The organism is Streptomyces sp. NPDC001922 (genome assembly GCF_042891165.1).
In the GTDB taxonomy this organism is placed as follows: Bacteria; Actinomycetota; Actinomycetes; order Streptomycetales; family Streptomycetaceae; genus Streptomyces.
The window spans coordinates 621,941-640,605 of record NZ_JBIASV010000001.1; the positions used below are offsets into that span (position 1 = coordinate 621,941).

Annotated in this window: 12 protein-coding genes and 1 tRNA gene; 2 read left to right on the top strand and 11 right to left on the bottom strand. The window is 74.4% G+C overall.

What is annotated here, in order from left to right:
• Nucleotides 1-158: 158 nt before the first annotated feature.
• The 4 genes from ACFYYR_RS02570 to ACFYYR_RS02585 all read right to left on the bottom strand — a co-directional run bounded on the left by ACFYYR_RS02570 (nt 159) and on the right by ACFYYR_RS02585 (nt 7,349).
• Nucleotides 159-1,568 (bottom strand): Cys-Gln thioester bond-forming surface protein, encoded by a 1,410-nt coding sequence (locus ACFYYR_RS02570; RefSeq protein ID WP_388846077.1) that lies wholly within the window; start codon nt 1,566-1,568, stop codon nt 159-161.
• 378 nt (nt 1,569-1,946) lie between these two features.
• Nucleotides 1,947-2,357 carry a single-stranded DNA-binding protein gene (locus ACFYYR_RS02575; protein ID WP_388846079.1) on the bottom strand — a complete coding sequence of 137 codons (411 nt, stop codon included), beginning with the start codon at nt 2,355-2,357 and terminating at the stop codon, nt 1,947-1,949.
• 612 nt (nt 2,358-2,969) lie between these two features.
• The gene (locus ACFYYR_RS02580; RefSeq protein ID WP_388846431.1) at nt 2,970-5,153 is read right to left on the bottom strand and encodes a GTPase; all 2,184 of its coding nucleotides are present in this window, start codon (nt 5,151-5,153) and stop codon (nt 2,970-2,972) included.
• A gap of 537 nt (nt 5,154-5,690) precedes the next feature.
• Nucleotides 5,691-7,349, bottom strand: coding sequence for a dynamin family protein (locus tag ACFYYR_RS02585; RefSeq protein WP_388846081.1), 1,659 nt, complete (start codon nt 7,347-7,349; stop codon nt 5,691-5,693).
• Nucleotides 7,350-7,625: 276 nt separating this feature from the next.
• Here ACFYYR_RS02585 and ACFYYR_RS02590 point away from each other — a divergent pair.
• A tRNA-Arg gene (locus ACFYYR_RS02590) sits at nt 7,626-7,698 on the top strand.
• A 287-nt stretch (nt 7,699-7,985) separates the two neighbouring features.
• Here ACFYYR_RS02590 and ACFYYR_RS02595 read toward each other — a convergent pair.
• Nucleotides 7,986-8,414 carry an ATP-binding protein gene (locus ACFYYR_RS02595; protein ID WP_388846083.1) on the bottom strand — a complete coding sequence of 143 codons (429 nt, stop codon included), beginning with the start codon at nt 8,412-8,414 and terminating at the stop codon, nt 7,986-7,988.
• Between the two features lie 293 nt (nt 8,415-8,707).
• Between ACFYYR_RS02595 and ACFYYR_RS02600 the strand changes: the two genes are divergently transcribed.
• A complete protein-coding gene (locus ACFYYR_RS02600) occupies nt 8,708-8,980 on the top strand; it encodes a GlsB/YeaQ/YmgE family stress response membrane protein (protein ID WP_388846085.1) in 273 nt (90 codons plus the stop codon).
• 307 nt (nt 8,981-9,287) lie between these two features.
• Here the strand turns inward: ACFYYR_RS02600 and ACFYYR_RS02605 are convergent, their stop codons facing one another.
• The 6 genes from ACFYYR_RS02605 to iolB form a co-directional block, all read right to left on the bottom strand.
• Nucleotides 9,288-10,163: an ABC transporter permease gene (locus ACFYYR_RS02605; protein ID WP_388846087.1), complete on the bottom strand. Its 876-nt coding sequence runs from the start codon at nt 10,161-10,163 to the stop codon at nt 9,288-9,290.
• A complete protein-coding gene (locus tag ACFYYR_RS02610; RefSeq protein WP_388846089.1) occupies nt 10,160-13,000 on the bottom strand; it encodes an alpha/beta fold hydrolase in 2,841 nt (946 codons plus the stop codon). Before ACFYYR_RS02610 ends, ACFYYR_RS02605 begins: the two co-directional genes overlap by 4 nt.
• A 335-nt stretch (nt 13,001-13,335) precedes the next feature.
• Entirely contained in the window at nt 13,336-14,076 is a 741-nt protein-coding gene (locus ACFYYR_RS02615; RefSeq protein ID WP_388846091.1) for a flavodoxin family protein, read from the bottom strand.
• A gap of 193 nt (nt 14,077-14,269) precedes the next feature.
• On the bottom strand, nt 14,270-15,763 hold the full coding sequence (gene mmsA / locus ACFYYR_RS02620) for a CoA-acylating methylmalonate-semialdehyde dehydrogenase (RefSeq protein WP_388846093.1): 1,494 nt from the start codon (nt 15,761-15,763) through the stop codon (nt 14,270-14,272).
• Nucleotides 15,764-15,788: 25 nt separating this feature from the next.
• Nucleotides 15,789-17,675 (bottom strand): 3D-(3,5/4)-trihydroxycyclohexane-1,2-dione acylhydrolase (decyclizing), encoded by a 1,887-nt coding sequence (gene iolD, locus ACFYYR_RS02625; protein ID WP_388846095.1) that lies wholly within the window; start codon nt 17,673-17,675, stop codon nt 15,789-15,791.
• 79 nt (nt 17,676-17,754) lie between these two features.
• Complete coding sequence (iolB, locus tag ACFYYR_RS02630; protein WP_388846097.1) at nt 17,755-18,663, bottom strand: 5-deoxy-glucuronate isomerase; 909 nt, start codon at nt 18,661-18,663, stop codon at nt 17,755-17,757.
• Nucleotides 18,664-18,665 lie beyond the last annotated feature (2 nt).

Genomic DNA, 18,665 nt, shown 5'->3' on the forward strand with positions numbered 1-18,665 from the left:
CAGGCGGGGGTGGGGGGGGGGGGGGGGGGGGGGGGGGGGGCCGGCCCGGGGGGGGGGGGCGGGGGGGGGGGGGGGGGCGGGGGGGGGGGGCCCCCCCCCCGGGGCCCCCCCCCCCCCCCCGCGACCCGGAGGGGTCGTGATCAGAACCTCACCGCGGGCTACTCCGCGGCGCCGCTGGTCTTCTTCTTGCGGAGGAAGAAGACGGTGCCGCCACCGATGGCGACGAGCGCGATCGCGATGCCCGCGATCATCGGGGTTGCGTCGCTGCTGCCGGTCTCGGCGAGGTCGCCGCCACCGGTGGAGCCGCCCGTGGTGCCGCCGACCGTGGCCGGGCTGGGCTCCGAGGAGGGCTTGTCGGTGGCGTCATCGGGGGTGGGTCCGGCGGTCTTGCAGTCGAGGACCCCGGAGAAGGTCTTCTCGAAGCCGTTCGGGCCCTTGATGGTGAAGTCGTACGCCTGGTCCTCCTTCACCGGGATCGTGACGGTCTCGGACTTGCCCGCCTCGACGGTGTGCTTCGCGCCCGCCAGCTCGAAGGTGAACGGTTCGTCGCCCTGGTTGGCGGCCGTGATGTCCACGCCGCCCTTGGCGCAGTTCTTCTCCGCGGACAGGGCCGGGATCGCGCCCTTCTTCGCCCAGTTGGCGGTGGCGGTCGCGGAGACGGTGCTCTCGCTGGAGCCGGCCAGGATCTGGGTCTGGCTCTTGGTCTGGCTGGAGAACGCGCGGCCGACCGGCACCGTGGTGGTGGCCTGGACGGTCAGCGAGGTCGAGCCGTCGGGGGTGCCGCTGGGCACGTCGAAGAACAGCTCGCTGCCGTTCTTCGCGCTGGTGACGGGCCGGCCGTCCTTGCCGACGACCTTGACACCGCCGGCCGCGGCCGCCGGGGACGGGGTGACGGTGACCGTCTCGGCGTCGGTGTTGACCCCGATCGGGCCCAGCCGGTCACCGGACTTGCCGGAGACGGCGGGCGGGTCGAGCGTCAGGGAGGCCCGGGGCTCCTCGAGGTCCTTCGCGTTCTTCTCGAGGTAGTCGGCGAGCTTCTCCGCCTCCGGGTCCACCGCGTCGACCTGGGCGTGGTCGGAGTAACGCCAGATCGCGACCTGGGTGCCCGCGGCGGCGGTCTTCTCGGTCAGCGTCCCGGTGTCGGCGGCCTGAGCCAGCTTGCTCAGGTCGTTCACCTGCGGGTAGGAGTTCTGCAGGATCCAGCGGATCTTGCCCGCGTCGGCGTTGTCGTGCAGCGACGAGGCACTCCACGGCACTTCCTGGTACTGCGCCTGACGCTGCGTCGGGTTGTGGATGTCGATGCAGTACGTCTGGAGCGTGCCACCGCCGTCGACGGTCATCTCGAACAGGCCGGCGCCGACCTGCTGGTCCTCGCCGTCCTCCTGGTGGATGACGGCCTGGTCGGCGGTCTTCAGGCCACCGAGCGTGGCGGTAGCCCCGCCCTGGTTCGGAACGGCGTCATCGGCAACGGCCGGTCCCGCACCGGCTATCGCACCCGCCGCGACGAGGCCGGAGGCCAGCACCGCGACGGCCAAGCGGGCAGCGCCCCGCCTGTGTACAGAAATCATGGACTTCCCTCCGGGCGAGGCAGTCGTGGTGAGACGCCCCGCATGAAATCTCAAGAGCCCCCGTGAGTACGCACGGATCTTAGGAAGAAAGCTCAACAGGGTCCCCACGATTCACAGTCGACAACCGATCCGAATCGGAATCGTTATCGCTGAGTTGACGCCTGACCTGGAGCGACCGACAAATACCCAGTTCAAACCGCCTCGTATGGGCGACAGAACAGCAACGCGCTCATTGAGGTCGGAGCGCACCAGAAGCGGCGAACCGGGCAGCGGGGTGCGGCGTGGAAACCGGAGCCCCGGGCCGCGCACCGGGACCCGCCTCCGCCCCGCATCCGGCACAGGCTTCGCCCCCGGCATCAACGACTGGCTCAACCCCTCTCAGGGAGGCTTCCTGTCGGAACTCGGCGCCGTCAGCGCCGGGTTGGCCCGCGCCAGGCGCCGGAACGCCGCGGTGCCGCGCGCCAGATCATGCCCCACGGCCATCGCGTCGATATCCGCCGAAAAGCGCGGCGGCTCGCCGTCCCGCACCTCTTCCCGCACCCGCAGCCGGCCGTGGACGAGGAGCGGCTCGCCCACGGACACCGACGCCGCGATATTCGTGGCCAGGGACCGCCGGGCCCATACCGTGTAGAAGCTGGTGGGCCCGTCGGTCCAGCCCTCTCCGTGCCGGTCCCGGCGCCGGGCGGTGACCGCCAGCCGGAACCGCGCCACCGGTACGCCCTCCCCCGTCTCCCGGTACTGCACCTGAGTCGCGGTGTTGCCCACCACCGTCACCGTGGTCTCGCTCATCTGCACTGCCTCCCCGAACTTCACCTACGGACCCCGGACTTGCCCGGCGCCCCCGAACTTCCCCTGCAGATCCCGGACTTCCCCGGCTTCCCCGGCTGCCCCGGCCTTCCGCGGCAGTCCCGACGATGCACGCGGCTGTCCTGGCGCACCCCGAACCTTCCTGCGGCTCCGAGCACATGGCCCGGACGGCCCCGGCACGGTGCGCGCCGTGCTGTGACCTCATGCTGCACCGGAACGCCGACGGCTGCTGAGGGCTGTGGACAACCCACCGGTTGTGGAGAACTCGGCCACCCCTGCGAGCCACCGCACCGTGCCCGGCCGTCCTCACCACCCCGGCGAGCCACCGCGCCGTGCCCGGCCGCCCTCACCACCCCCGCGAGCCACCGCGCCGTGCCCGGCCGCCCTCGCCACCCCGGCGACCGGGCTCCGCACGACGTCCCGCCCAGCAGGCCCCGTGTCGGCAGGCCCCGCTTCCCAAGAGCGCGCTTCCACAGACCGCGCTTCCGCAGGTCCCGCATCCGCAGGCCTCACGTGGGCAGGCCCCGCGTCGGCAAGCCCCACGTCCGCAGGCCCCACGTCCGCAGGTCCCCCGAAGCCGCTCCGGTCAGGGCCCTACAGCAGCGTGGTGTGGCTGGGGCCGCCGGCCGCGACCAGGTACTGGTCCCGCACCTCCCGGTAGCGCAGCAGCTCCGCGGCGACCGGTTCCAGCACCCGCGCCCGGCCGCAGGCCGCCGCGGCGCTCCGCAGCCGCCACTCCGTTTCCTGCCCGTAGCGCCTCGCCGGGCCGCTCGCCGCCGCCCGGCAGCCCCACGCCACGACGGGACAGCCCGCGACACCGACCGCCATCAGCAGCGCCGGCAGCAGCCATGCGTCACCGGGCCCGCGGACCACCGTCCAGGCCAGCCAGAGCGCGCCGATGACCTGCACCACGAACAGCAGGCCCTGCAGGGCGGACGCCATCGACCACCATCCCGGCCCCGTCGGCCGTGCGGCGTCGGCCGCCTGCAGAGCGACGGTCTCGTCCAGTACCTCGGGCAGTTCCTCCGCACCGCGCGCCGCGGCATCCCGCACGGCCTGCGCCCAGGCGTTCGGCAGGCCCGCCGACGCGTCGTCGACCACCGCTCGTACGGCCTGCTCGACGATCGCGCGGGCGGTGCCGGGCAGGTGCTCCTCCACCGTTCCCGGCCCCGCCGGGCCACCCGGCTCCGCCGTCGCCCCCGCTCGCCCGTCGGCGGGCGCCGCGGCGGCCGGAACGGCGGCGGTGGCGGCCGTGACCGCACTCCCGGCCAGGGCCGAGCCGGTCCCGCGGGGCTCCCGGGCCGTCCGGTCGCGCCGCGTCACACCCGCCGCGTCCGCCGAACCCGTCACCCCCGTACCGCCGAAGTCCCGGGACCCCTGAGATCCCCGGGCCGCCCGGGCGGGCGAGGTGCGCCCCGCCCCGGCCGGACGGGCCGAACCGGCCGACGTGCCCTTGCCCGCGGGCCGCCGGCGCAGCCGGACCCACGGCGCGCCGCAGGCCAGTTCCGCGTACCGGAGCCACTCCCGCTCGGCCGCCTGCCCCGCGGCCACCGCGCCCACGGCGTCCGCCAGCCGGTCCTCGAAGGAGGCGCGGGCGTGTTCGGTCAGTCCGGCCCGGCCCTCCGCCAGGCAGGCGGGGCGCAGCCGTTCGGTCGCGCCGTCCATGTCGGCCGCCAGCCGCCGCTCCGCGGCCCTGCCCTCCTGGCAGAACCGGCCCAGCCGGCGCCGGAGTTCGGGAACCCCCTCCCCGGTGAGGGCCGACAGGGAGAGCACCGTGGCGCCCGGCTCGCCGTGCTCGCCCAGCGCGAGCCCGTCCTCGTCCAGCAACCGCCGCAGATCGTCCAGCACCTGGTCGGTGGCGTCGCCCGGCAGCCGGTCGGTCTGGTTGAGCACGACGTAGGTGACCTCGGCGTAGTCGGCCAGCGGGCGCAGGTAGCGCTCGTGCAGCACGGCGTCCGCGTACTTCTCCGGGTCCACCACCCACACCACGGCGTCCACGAGTCCGAGCAGCCGGTCGACCTGCTCCCGCCGCCCCGCGACGGCCGAGTCGTGGTCGGGCAGGTCGAGGAGGACGAGGCCGCGCAGTGCCACGTCGTGCAGCCGGTGCGGCCGGCGGCGGTGCCGGGGCTGGACGCCGATCCGGTCCAGCAGCCCGTCCGCACCTTCGGACCAGGTGCAGGCGACCGGCGCCGAGGTGGTCGGACGGCGCACTCCGGCCTCCGAGAGCTGGGCTCCCACGAGGGCGTTGAACAGGGTGGACTTCCCGCTTCCGGAAGCCCCCGCCAGGGCGATGACGGTGTGGTCGAGGGAGAGCCGGTGCCGGGCCGCCGCCTCGTCCAGGACCCGTCCGGCGCCGGCGAGCGTCTCGGTGTCCAGCCGGGTCCGTGACAGCCCGACGAGCTCGCGCATGGCCTCCAGCCGGACGCGCAGCCCGCGGCTGTAGCTCCGGCGGCGCGACGCGTCGGAGCCGGTCCGTGCGGAGGGCTCGGCGCTGTACCCGGGGGTGCCGGACCGGTCCGCGGCGTGGGGCGGCGCGGCCTCGGGCCGGTCGCCCGCGGTACGGCGGTGCGCCGGGGCCCGTCCGGTGTCGGGCGGGCCGCCGGTCCCGGTGGCGCGACGGGCGATCAGACCGTCGTCCCAGACCCGGCGGGCGCCCGTGTCGTGGGGAGCACCTGCCTCCCGGGGAGTGCCCGCGTCGTGGGGACCGGCCGCGTCGTGGGGACCGGCGGCGTCCCGGGAACTGGCGGCGTCCTGGGGACTGGCGGCGTCCCGGGACATCGGGGGCGCGGAGCCGTCGGTGTGCGCCGCGGGAGCGCGCTGCGCCACCGCGGATGCCTCGGCTCCCGAGTTCCCGGCCTCCGCACCGGACCGCTCCGCACCCGCCCGCTCCGCACCGGACACCCCCGCCACGGACGGGCCTGCCCCGGTCGCCTCCCCGTCACCCCGCGCCGCGGCGCCCCCCGGTACGGCGTCCCCGCGCAGCGTGTCCCGCCGCACCGCGTCCGCCCGGGCCGCACCGTCCGGCCGCCCGGCCGCGCCCGCCCGCGCCGGATCCGGACCGCCCGGCGGGCGTCCCGGGCCTGCCGGGCCCGGCCCGTCCGGGCCACGGGACACCTCCCCCGTCCGCGCGAACTCGTCCAGCCAGTGCTCCGGCCACCCGGAACCGGCAGCTCCATATGTGAATGCGTCCCCGGCCCCGTCACCGGTTCGCGCAGTGATTCCGTCACCGGGCCGGTCGGTGGAGCGGTCCCCGGGCCCGTCCTCGGCGTATCCGGACTCGCCGGGCCGGTGCGTGTCGGCCGATGTCACCGCCGGTCACCTCTCCTTCTGCAGTACGGACAGCGCGGAAATCAGCTCGGCCTGGAGCTCCGGGGTGACGCCGAGGGCGTCCAGCGGGGCGAGGCGCCGGTCGCGTTCGCCTCTCAGCACCCGCTCCAGGCACTCGGTGAGCAGCTGCGCCCCGCGGTCCCGGAGGCGTACGGCCGCCTGGGCACCCAGCGTCTCGGCGAGCGCCTCACCCGCCGTCCGCCCCTTGGGCCCGCCGAGCAGGACCGCGGCCAGCTGGGCGGCGAGGCGGTCGGCGTCCGCGCCGGACGACCGGTCGCGGCCGATCACCGCGTCGTCCGCCAGCTCCTCGACGCAGCGGCGCCACCGGCGTACGGCGATCCCGACCCGGTCCACGGCGCAGGCCGCCCCCGGCACGCTCCCGGGCACGTACGCGGCCGAGGCGGCGCGGTCCAGGCGCCAGTCGGCCTCGGTGCGCTCGTCGGCGTCCGCGACCGCGCAGCACAGCAGCGCGGTCAGGCTGTCGACCAGCGCGTCGAGGAACTCCCCCGACCCGCTGTCGTGCGGATAGCCGCGCCACCGGGTCAGGGCATTGCCCGCGAGCACCCCGCCGGCGGCGATCTCCTCGCGGACCCGGTGGGCGGCGGAGGTGTAGGCGTGCTCGACGCAGTTCGCCAGCCGGAGCGTGGCGGCGTGCTGGGCCGCGGCGGCGGAGGCCAGTGCGGGCATCCGGGAGTTCAGCGAGGCGAGCGCCCCGCTCGCCGTCCGGGCCACGGCGTCGGCGCGGGCCGCGGGGTCCTGGGCGTGGTGGACGAGCCAGTCGCGCAGTCCGGCGACCGCGCTGGCCGGCAGCAGACCGCTGCCCGCACCGGTAGACTCGGGGAGCTCGGGGATGGTGAACCGGGGCACATGCCGGAACCCGGCCTTGTCCAGCAGCGCCCCGTACTGCCGGGAGACGTCGAGCACGACCTGGTGCGGCACCCGGTCGAGGACGGTGACGAGGGTGGCGTTGTACTCCTTGGCCGTGCGCAGCAGATGCCAGGGGACGGCGTCGGCGTAGCGGGTCGCGGTGGTGACCAGGACCCAGATGTCCGCGGCACAGATCAGCTGCGCGGCGAGGTCACGGTTGCGGGCGACCAGGGAGTCGATGTCGGGGGCGTCGAGGAGGGCGAGGCCGGGCGTGAGGCTGTCGACGGTCTCGACGCGCAGCGTGGGCGGCTCGTCCTCCCGCTCGTCGTCCTCGTAGTCGAACGGGTCGTACGCGGCACCGGTGGCCCGCCGGCCGATCCGGTAGTGCGCGTCGTGCTGCCACGGCATCCAGACCCGGGTGAGGTCCGGCAGCACCCGGTGGCCGGAGAACCAGTGGTGGTCGTCGGGGTGACAGACGAGGACCGGCGTACGCGTCGTGGGGCGCAGCACGCCCGCGGCGCTGACCTGGCGGCCGGCGAGCGAATTGACCAGCGTGGACTTCCCGGAACCGGTGGAGCCGCCGATCACCGCGAGCAGCGGAGCGTCCGGGGAACGGAGCCGGGGGACGAGATAGTCGTCGAGCTGCGCGAGGAGTTCGGAACGGTTGCGGCGCGCGCGGTCCGCCCCCGGCAGCGCCAGCGGAAACCGCGCGGCGGCGACACGGTCGCGCAGTGCGGACAGTGCATCGAGCAGTTGGGGCCGTACGTCCAAGGTCGCCACATGCGAAGAATGCCCAATTTTAGAGCTCTTTTGAAGCGTATGGCAGTCTCTGCGCGCCGACCGGAGCAACCCGGCACCCTTGTGACAACTGGGCCTCAGGCATAACGAGTGCACAACAGCCGACGCCCGAGGCGCAAAAATCGGTGCATGATCCGTGCCTGCCTGCGATTATCAGGATCGCTTCACGGAACCTCCACAAGGTGTCACGGAGGTGAAGCCACCGGGGTCGGGCTTGCTGAGCCCTATCCTTGTCCCGGTCGCCGCGGCCACCATCCGGCCCCCGTAGCTCAGTGGATAGAGCAGGTGCCTTCTAAGCACTTGGCCGCAGGTTCGAGTCCTGCCGGGGGCGCACAGAACAGCACAGCACACCGATCGGCCCTCCCACCGGGAGGGCTTTTCGCAGTTCAGGGGCACTCTAGCGAGGGTCCCGTAGCGACGCCGTAAGCGCGCCGGACCGCCCCCACGGGACCGTGAGGAGGCTGCGGCGGTGTCCGGCTGGATCACCGGGTTTCTGCGGGTGGCCGCGGTGCCTGACATGGGGAGGTTCCCCGGCGGCCGGAGGTGGCACCCGACGCGGACGGCTCCCCGGGGGGTGCCCGGAGGGCCTGGCATGCCGGGCGGCGGGCCGCCCCCGCGTCAGCGCAGGGCGATCACCAGGGTGACGACGGCGCCCACCGCTCCCGCGGCGATCTCCAGGCGGTCCGTCAGCTGGCGGGTGAGCCACAGGCCTCGGCCGCCCTCGCCGCTGAGGAGGCCCGGCGGGTCGGGCGGGATGACCTCCTCGGTGAAGCCCGGTCCGTCGTCCGTCACCCGGCAGCGCAGGGCGCCGTCCTGGCGGTGCAGCAGCAGGCGGCCCCGGCCGCCGCCGTGCTCGACGGCGTTGCAGGCGACCTCGTGGACGGCGAGGACGAAGTCGCCCAGGCGCGGCTCGTCCAGGCCCGCGAGGGCCGCGCACTGCGTCACACGGAGCCGGAGGCCGGGCAGGTCCTCGCCTCCGAACAGCAGCTCCAGCAAACGCTCCTGCGGCAACCGCTTCCGCGGCAGATCCGCCACGTCCGCGTCCATGGCTTCGTCACCTCGACCTCCGTCAGGCCGGCCGCCGGACGCCGGTCGGCTCCGCCTGCACGGGCCCGAGTGGCGTCCGGTAGCCGTGCAGCGCAGCACAGGAACCCGATCCGGGCGACGAAGCTACTCCCCGTCATGACCGAACACCACGCGTCACCAGAATTGCGCCGCCATGCAGAGAAGTTGATCGAAAGAACCGAAAAGGCGATCACAAGCGTCTGAGTAGTGACCGGACCTGACATTCGGGCCACGAGCACGAGCGTGGACCCCGCGATCCTGGGGAGGACCCCGACATGAGCATCGTGAGCTGGATCATCCTCGGCCTCATCGCCGGAGCACTCGCCAAGTTCCTGCTGCCGGGCCGCGACCCCGGCGGGCTGATCGTCACCACCCTCATCGGAGTGGCCGGGGCGTTCGTCGGCGGCTGGCTCTCGGCGGAGTACCTCGACCGTCCGGTCGTCCAGGACTTCTACGACCCGGCGATGTGGGTCGCCGCCGTCGGGGGGTCGCTGGTGCTGCTCATCGCCTACCGGCTGCTGTTCGGGCACTCGCGCGAGCGCCGTTAGGGGAGACGCCCCGGGGCACGGGCCCGAGGATCCCGGCCGGTCCGGGGCGCGGGCCCGAGGGCCCCGGCGGGCCCGGCGTCGGGTCACCAGGACGCCTTCCCGGTCCGGCCCGGGGAACGGGGCGTCCTCCCCGGCGGGCCCGAGGACCTGGCCCTCCCCCACGGGCCCGGCCGTTCGCGCCGGGCCCGTGGGCCGTCCGTGGGGGCCGGCGGGAGACCGCCCGGGAGAGGACGGAGACCGCCCGGGAAGAGGCCCTGCGGAGGAGCCGGGAAGAGGCCCTGCGGAGGAGGGAGTCCCCGCGGGGCGCTCAGGACACGATGTCCTTGGTGCGGAAGCCGCGGAACGCCAGGGCGAACAGCACCAGGGCGTAGGCCACCGAGACCGCCGCCCCCTTGGTCATGCCGCCCGTCTCCAGATGGGGCTGGAGCGCGTCGATCCAGGCGAACTGCCAGTGCGCGGGCAGGAAGTCGCGCCAGGAGCCGAGGGCCGTGACCGCGTCCAGCACATTGCCGACGATGGTCAGGCCGATCGCGCCCCCGACGGCGCCCAGCGGGGCGTCGGTCACCGTGGAGAGCCAGAAGGCCAGGGCCGCGGTGACCAGTTGGCCGACGAAGATGTACGCCACGACGAGGCCGAGCCGGGGCAGGGCGGTGCTCGTCGGCAGCGCGCCGCCCGTGGGCAGTTGCAGGTCGCCCCAGCCGTAGGCGGCCGTGCCCGCGGCCAGCGCGACCACCGGGAGCAGCAGCATCGCGGCGGCGCTGAAGGCCAGGCCCACCGTCAGTTTGCTGAGCAGCAGCCGGGTGCGGGGCACCGGGGCGGCCAGCAGATAGCGCAGGGAGGACCAGCCGGCCTCGGAGGCGACCGTGTCGCCGCAGAACAGCGCCACCGGCACCACCAGCAGGAAGCCCGCGGAGACGAAGAGGCAGGTGGCGGCGAAGTTGGCGCCGGAGGCGGTGGCCGTGTCGATGAGCGACACCCGGCCGTTGTCCCGGCCCGGTTCGCCGCCGATGGCGAACGCGGCGATCAGGACGAAGGGCAGCGCCGCCAGGACACCGCCCATCACCAGGGTCCGGCGGCGGCGCAGTTGCCGCATGGCCTCCACCCGCAGCGGCAGGGTGCGGCGGGCCCGGAAGCCCGGCGCCGGGGCGGCGTCGTTCAGGGGTGGGGTCACGGGCGCGGTCACGACGTGCCTCCGATCAGGGTGAGGAAGGCGTCCTCCAGGCGGCGGTGCGGGCCCACGCGCTCGACCGGGATCTCCAGCCGGACCAGCTCCGCCAGGAGTTCGGCGGGGGTGGCACCGTCCAGCCGCACCAGCAGGCCCTCGGGGGTGCCGACCGCCGAGCCGACGCCCGGCAGCGCGGCGACCTTGTCGGCCACGACGTCGGAGGGCGCGCCGCCCTCCACGCCGACCAGCAGGGTGTCGCCGCTGCCGGTGATCTCGGCGACGGGGCCCGCGCTGACCAGCAGGCCGTGGTCCATCACGACCAGATGGGTGCAGCTCTGCTCGACCTCGGCCAGCAGGTGGCTCGAGACGATGACGGTGCGTCCGCCGGCCGCGTAGCGGATCAGCACCTCGCGCATCTCGCGGATCTGTGGCGGGTCGAGGCCGTTGGTCGGCTCGTCCAGGATGAGCAGGTCCGGGAGGCCGAGCATGGCCTGGGCGATGGCGAGCCGCTGGCGCATGCCCTGGGAGTACGTCCGGACGGCGCGGTCCAGGGCGTCGCCGAGGCCGGCGATCTCCAGGGCCTCCGCGACGTGGGCGTCCTCGGCGGGCCGGCCGGTGGCCTGCCAGTACAGATCGAGGTTGGCCCGGCCGGTGAGGTGCGGCAGGAAGCCCGCACCCTCGACGAACGCGCCCACCCGGGACAGCACGGGGGCACCGGGCCGGACGGCGTGGCCGAAGATGCGGATCTCGCCGCCGTCGGGGCGGATGAGGCCCATGAGCATGCGGAGGGTGGTGGTCTTGCCGGCGCCGTTGGGGCCGAGCAGCCCCAGCACCTGGCCGCGTTCGACGCGGAAGGAGAGATCGCGGACGGCGTACCGCTCCGCGGACTTGGCGTAGCGCTTGCTGAGGTCCGTGATCTGCAGCGGGACGTCCGCGAGCTCCGGGTCCGGTGCCGGTGCGGTGGTGCGGCGGCGGCCGGTCAGCAGCAGCGCGGCGGCCACGGCGGCGCCGCCGGCGGGCAGGCCCCAGACCCACCAGGGGAGGGAGGCCGAGGCCGTGCGCACGGCCGGGGTGGTCGGCACCGTCAGCCCGTCACCGGCCAGCGAAACGGTGTAGGCGGCGGGCTTCACCGGGGAGGCGAAGGAGAGGTCGGTCGCGGCCAGGACCAGCCGCATCCGGTGCCCGGCCTCGAAGTTGTGGTCGACCGCGGGGAGCTGCACCTCGACGGTCCTCCCCTTCTCGGCGTCCTCGACCCGGACGGGCGCGACCAGCTGCGAGGGCAGCAGCTGGCTGCCGCTGCTGCTGACGTCGTAGACCTTGGCGAAGAGCACCGCGTCGTCGGAGTCGGACCGGACCTTGAGCTTCACGGTCGGGGAGCCGGTGACGCGGGTCCCGGAGCGCAGCGGGGCGGAGTCGAACCGGGCGTACTGGCCGGGGAAGTCGATGGAGACGCCGGTGCCGAAGCCGGAGAGCTGGGAGAGGCCGGACAGGCCCGGGACGTTGGAGATGGCGGGCGGGCCGGCCCCGGCGGGGTTGGCGAACCGCTGGTCGCGGCCCATGAGCGGGATCCGGCGCGGGTCGGTGCCGTCGAGCCCCGGGTAGCGGGTGCCGGTGGCGCCGCTCAGCCGGGCCTGCCCGTCGGTGGAGTCGACGCCGCCGGTGCGGCTGACGCGGAAGGCGGGGCCGGTGTCGGCGCCCTTGTCGCCCTTGAGGTAGCGGTCGAACCAGCCGGTGACGCGCTGCCGGACCCGTTCGGTCTCCTGGTCGCCGCCGTCGTGGCCGCCCGCGAGCCAGTCGACGGAGACCGGGGCGCCGTTCCCGCGGATCCGCTGGGCCATGGCGTCGGCGTGGCCGAGCGGGAAGAGGGAGTCGGACTGGCCCTGGAGGATCAGGGTGGGCACCTTGATCCGGTCGCCGACGGCCGAGGGGCTGCGCCCGGTGAGCATCCGGCGCGCGTCGGCGTCGGGCTTCCCGGACACCGCCACGCGCTCGTACATGTCGCACAGCGGCTTCTCGAAGCGGCCGCAGCCCGGCTCGCGGGCGGCGGGCGCGGGGCCGGTGGGCACCCGGGACGGGGCCCCGGCGGCAGCGTCACCGCCCGCGGCAGCGTCCCCCGCGGTGTCGCCGCCGGCGGGGGAGGCGCCCATGGCGGAGCCCGTGCCGGCGGCCGCCTCGCCGCCTCCGGCGAGCCCGGCGCCGGCCGGGAAGGAGCCGGTGGTGAAGAAGATCCCGGCCCACAGCTTCTTGAAGACGCCGTTCGGGAAGAGCGCCTCGGAGAGGTTCCAGTAGGTGTTCTGCGGGGCGATGGCGTCGACCCGGCGGTCGTGCCCGGCGGCGAGCAGCGAGATCGCCCCGCCGTACGAGGCGCCGGCGACGCCGACGCGCGGGTCGCCGGCCCCGTCGAGCCGCACCTCGGGGCGCTTGGCCAGCCAGTCGATGAGGTGCCGGACGTCGGCGACCTCGCGCTCCGGGTCGTTGATGCCGATCCGGCCGGTGGACCGGCCGAAGCCGCGGGCCGACCAGGTCATGACGGCATAGCCGTCGCGGGCCAGCTGTTCCGCCTGCCGCTGGAGGTCGTACTTGCTGCCGCCGAAGCCGTGGCCGAGGAGCACGGCGGGGCGGCGCTCCGAGGCGGGCCCGGAAGTGAAGTAGGAGGTGTCGATCCGCACCTTCTGCTTGCTGCCGGGGGTGACGGGCTGGGTGAGAATGCGGTCCTGGCGGTGCACGGCGGGCTTGCCCTCGCCCGCGACAGCGGTCCAGGTGCCGCCCCCGGCGAGAACGGCCACGGCGGCGACGCCGGCGACCAGCCGTCCGCGTCGCCGGGGCATTCTGGGCCGGAGCTTGACTGGATCCATGCCCCGGATCCTACGTACGTCCAGGGGCTTCCCCCGCGGTCCCCCGGAGGGAATCCGGACGTCTCCCCCGGTAGTACGAAAGCTGGGGGCATACCGCGACCGCGGTAGGTCCGACAGGCACTCCGCCCGCCCGTTCGCGGGCCGTCGCGGGGCCCGCGGAGTAGCGGCGGAAGGCTCGACGGGCGCTGCGGCGGAGAGGCCTGGAACCGGGGCGGGCCGGGGCCCGGTGGCACGCCCGGCGCCGTCCTCCCCGGCGCCCTCCCCGGCCCCGTCCGTCGCCGGCGTGTCCTAGGCTCCGCCCGTCCCCGTCCTCGCCCGTCCCGGCCCCGCCGCCCTCAGCGGTGCTCGGGGTTCTCGAAGTCGAAGCGGCAGCCCGCGTCCCACTCCGAGCGCTGGTTGCCGTGGGCCGGGAAGCCGCCGGCGTCCTTGAGGAAACGGGCGAGGTGGAGGAGGTTCCAGGTCATGAAGGTGGTGTTGCGGTTGGTGAACTCGTTCTCCGGGCCGCCCGAGCCGGTGTCCAGGTAGGACGGGCCGGGCCCGGCCTCGCCGATCCAGCCCGCGTCGGCCTGCGGCGGGATGGCGTAGCCGATGTGCTGCAGGCTGTAGAGGAGATTCATCGCACAGTGCTTGATGCCGTCCTCGTTGCCGGTGATCAGACAGCCGCCGACACGCCCGTAGTAGGCGTACTGACCGGCCTCGTTGAGCAGCGAGGAGCAGCTGTAGAGGCGTTCCACGACCCGTTTGGTGACGGAGCTGTTGTCGCCGAGCCAGATGGGGCCGGCCAGCACCAGGATGTCCGCGGCGAGCACCCGCTCGTAGAGCTGGGGCCAGGCGTCGCTCGCCGCCCCGTGCTCGGTCATGTCCGGCCAGGTGCCGGTGGCGATGTCATGGTCGACCGCCCGGATCTCGTCGACCCGGACGCCCTCCCGCTCCATGATCGAACGGCTGATGTCGATCAGCCCCTGGGAGTTGCTCACCTGCGGTGACGGCTTCAGGGTGCCGTTGATGAACAGGGCGTGCAGGTCGTCGTAGATCCGCGGCCTCTTGGTCGGTCCGGGGTCGACGGGTCCGGTCACGGTCTCCTCCTCCTTCTCGACGGCCCCCGGCGAGAAGCCCACCACGGAACGCCCCCGCCCGGAACGCGACACGGCCCGGCATTCCGCCGGGCCGTGGTGCCGCTGTGCCGTTCGGGTGGCCGCGCCGCACCCCGGGGGTCCGGGGTGCGGCGCGGCCGGGGCCCGCGCGGCGTGCGTCGGTGGTGCGGGAGGGTCAGTGGTTCTTCGGGAAACCGAGGTCCACGCCGCCGTCGGAGGGGTCCGGCCAGCGGGTGGTGACGACCTTGCCGCGGGTGTAGAAGTGCACGCCGTCGTTGCCGTAGATGTGGTGGTCGCCGAAGATCGAGTCCTTCCAGCCGCCGAAGGAGTGGTAGCCGACGGGGACCGGGATCGGCACGTTCACGCCGACCATGCCCGCCTGCACCTCGAGCTGGAAGCGGCGGGCCGCGCCGCCGTCGCGGGTGAAGACGGCGGTGCCGTTGCCGAACGGCGAGGCGTTGATGAGGGCGATGCCCTCCTCGTAGGTCTCGGCGCGCAGCACGCAGAGCACCGGGCCGAAGATCTCGTCCCGGTAGGCGTCCGAGTCGGTGGAGACCTTGTCGAGCAGCGAGAGGCCGATCCAGTGGCCGTCCTCGTACCCCTCGACGGTGAAGCCGGTGCCGTCGAGCACCACCTCGGCGCCCTGGGCGGCGGCCCCGGTGACGTACGAGGCGACCTTGTCGCGGTGGGCCTTGGTGATCAGCGGGCCCATCTCGGAGGCCGGGTCGTTGCCGGGGCCGATCTTGATCTTCTCGGCGCGGTCCCGGATCTTGGCCACCAGCTCGTCGCCGGTGGCGCCGACCGCGACGACCGCGGAGATCGCCATGCAGCGCTCGCCCGCCGAGCCGTACGCGGCGGAGACGGCGGCGTCGGCGGCGGCGTCCAGGTCGGCGTCGGGGAGGACCAGCATGTGGTTCTTGGCGCCGCCCAGTGCCTGCACCCGCTTGCCGTTGGCGGTGGCGGTGGTGTGGATGTGGCGGGCGATGGGGGTGGAGCCGACGAAGGAGACGGCGGCCACGTCCGGGTGCTCCAGCAGCCGGTCGACGGCGACCTTGTCGCCGTTGACGACGTTGAGGACGCCGTCCGGCAGCCCGGCCTCGGCGGCCAGCTCGGCGAGGCGCAGCGCGGCCGAGGGGTCCTTCTCGCTGGGCTTGAGGACGAAGGTGTTGCCGCAGGCGATGGCGAGCGGGAACATCCACATCGGCACCATGGCCGGGAAGTTGAACGGGGTGATGCCCGCGACGACCCCCAGCGGCTGGCGGATCGAGGAGACGTCCACCCGGCTGGAGACCTGGGTGGACAGCTCGCCCTTGAGCTGGGTGGTGATCCCGCAGGCCAGCTCGACGATCTCCAGGCCGCGGGCGACCTCGCCGAGCGCGTCGGAGTGGACCTTGCCGTGCTCGGCGGTGATCAGCTCGGCGATCTCGTCGCGGTGCGCGTCCAGCAGCTCGCGGTACTTGAACAGCACGGCGGTGCGCGCGGCGAGCGAGGAGGTGCCCCAGGTGCCGTACGCGGCGGTGGCCGCGGCGACGGCGGCGTCGACCTCGTCGACGGAGGCGAGGGCGACCCGGGTGGTCTGCGCGCCCGTCGCGGGGTCGGTGACCGGACCGTAGTTCCCGGACGCACCCTCGACGCTCTTACCGCCGATCCAGTGGTCGATGGTCTTCATGAGATCGGGACCTTTCCCTCGGGGTTCACAGATGACGGCGCCGGTCGGCCGTGTGGCGCTCGTACTCCTCCCGGGCTTTGACGGCTGCCGGGCGGGTGGCGGTCTGGGCTACCGGCACATCCCACCACGCCTGTGCGCCCTGCGCGCCGGACACTGTGTCGGCTGTTTCGGTCTCCACATAGACACATGTGGGGAGGTCCGACGCGCGGGCCTTGGCCAGGGCTTCACGCAGCTCACGGACGGTGCGGGCGCGGATCACGGCCATGCCGAGACTGGCGGCGTTGGCGGCCAGATCGACCGGCAGCGGGTCGCCGGTGTAGCTGCCGTCCGCGGCCCGGAAGCGGTAGGCGGTGCCGAACCGCTCGCCGCCGGTCTGCTCGGAGAGCCCGCCGATGGAGGCGTAGCCGTGGTTCTGGATCAGCACCACGTTGATGTTGATCCCCTCCTGCACGGCGGTGACGATTTCGGTGGGCATCATCAGGTATGTACCGTCGCCGACCAGGGCCCACACCGGGCGGTCGGGGGCGGCCAGCCGGACGCCGATGGCGCCGGGGATCTCGTAGCCCATGCAGGAGTAGCCGTACTCCAGGTGGTACTGGCGCGGGGAGCGGGCCCGCCACAGCTTGTGGAGGTCGCCGGGGAGCGAGCCCGCCGCGTTGACGATCACGTCCTCGTCGCCGACGACGCCGTCCAGGGCGCCCAGGACCTGGGTCTGGGTGGGGCGGGCCCCGTCGTCCTCCGCGGCGAAGGCCCGCTCGACGCACTGCTCCCAGCGGTCCCGTCCGGTGCGGTACTCCGCCTCGTACGCCGCGTCGACCCGGTGGCCGGCTAGGGCCCCGGTGAGCGCCTCCAGGCCGGCCCGGGCGTCGCCGACCAGGGTGGCGGCGGCCATCTTGTGGGCGTCGAAGGGCGCGATGTTGAGGTTGAGGAAGCGGACGCCGGGCGCGGCGAAGAGGGTGTTCGAGGCGGTGGTGAAGTCGCTGTAGCGGGTGCCGATCCCGATGACCAGATCGGCGGTGCGGGCCAGGTCGTCGGCGACGGCCGTGCCGGTGTGGCCGATGCCGCCGAGGTCGGCGGGGTGGTCGTGGCGCAGCGAGCCCTTGCCCGCCTGGGTGGAGGCGACGGGGATGCCGGTGGCGTCGGCCAGGGCCCGCAGGGCGTCCTCGGCCTCGCTGTGGTGGATGCCGCCGCCCGCGACGATCAGGGGGCGGGCGGCGTTCCGGACGGCGCGGGCGGCCTCGGCGACGGCATCGGCGTCGGGCGCGGGGCGGCGGACGTGCCAGACCCGCTCGGCGAAGAACTCCTCGGGCCAGTCGTACGCCTCGGCCTGGACGTCCTGCGGCAGGGCGAGTGTGACGGCCCCGGTGTCGACCGGGTCGGCGAGCACCCGCACGGCCTGGAGGGCGGCCGGGATCAGCACCTCGGGCCGGGTGACCCGGTCGAAGTACTTCGACACCGGCCGCAGGCAGTCGTTGACCGACACATCGCCCGCGGAGGGGACTTCGAGCTGCTGGAGGACGGGGTCGGCGGGGCGGGTGGCGAAGGTGTCGCCGGGGAGCAGCAGCACCGGGAGCCGGTTGACGGTGGCCAGCGCGGCGCCGGTGACGAGGTTGGTGGCGCCGGGGCCGATGGAGGTGGTGACGGCCTGCGCGGACAGCCGGCCGGACTGCCGGGCGTAGCCGACGGCGGCATGGACCATGGCCTGTTCGTTGCGGCCCTGGAGGTACGGCATCCGGTCCGGTCCGGACTCCAGCAGCGCCTGGCCGAGTCCCGCGACGTTGCCGTGGCCGAAGATGCCCCAGCAGGCGCCGATCAGCCGCTGCCGCCGCCCGTCCCGCTCGGTGTACTGGCGGCCGAGGAACTCCACCAGGGCCTGGGCGACGGTGAGTCGGCGGGTGGGCGTGGGGGTCATCGGGTCTCCTCCGGCGCTGACGGGCTTCCCTGGGGCACTGCGCGGGCCTCCTCCGGCACCGAGCGGGCGGTCGGCCGGCTCATCGGGCCTCCTCCGGCGCTGTGTAGAGCGGGAGCCGCGGGTCGACGGGCTGCTCGGGCCAGGTTCCGCGGATCCAGGTGTGGTCGGGGTGGTCGCAGATGAGCCACGCCCGCTCCGCACCGGGGCCCGCCATGACGTTCAGGTAGTACAGGGTGTGGCCGGGCGCGGCCATGGACGGGCCGTGCCAGCCGTCCGGGATGACGACCGCGTCACCGGTGCGCACTTCGGCGAGCACGTCGGTGTCCTTCCCGGGGCCCGAGGGCGTCACGCGCTGGTAGCCGAGCCCTTCGGTGCCGTGGGCGGGGGCGATCTCGAAGTAGTAGATCTCCTCGAGTTCGGACTCCACGCCGGGGCGGCACTCGTCGTGCTTGTGCGGCGGGTAGGAGGACCAGTTGCCGCCGGGGGTGAGCACCTCGACCGCGATGAGCCGGTCGGCCTCGAAGACCCCGGCCGCGGCGAAGTTGTTGACCTGGCGGGAGCAGGTTCCGGCGCCGCGCAGTTCGACGGGGACGCCGGAGGCGGGGCCGTAGCGGGCGGGCAGCCGGCGGTCGCAGCGGGCGCCGGTGAGGGCGAAGCGGCCGCCCGCGACGGAGACGATCTCCGCTTCGGCGTCGCGCGGCAGATAGGCGAAGTCGGTGACGCCGCTGAAGACGTCGGCCCGGCCGTGGAGTTCGAAGGTCTCGCCGTCGGCGCGGACCGTGCAGCCGCCGCCGAGCGGCAGCACGATCCACTCGCTGTCGCCGGTGGCGAAGGAGTGGCCGCCGCCGGGCGGCAGTTCGAGGATCCGCAGGGCGGAGTGGTCCCAGCCGGCCCGCTCCGGGTCGATGTGCAGGGTGTACGGCCCGTCGGCCGTGCTGCCGGCCGGGAGGTGGTGGCGGTCGCCGGTGCGGGAATCGGGGAAGGTCATGA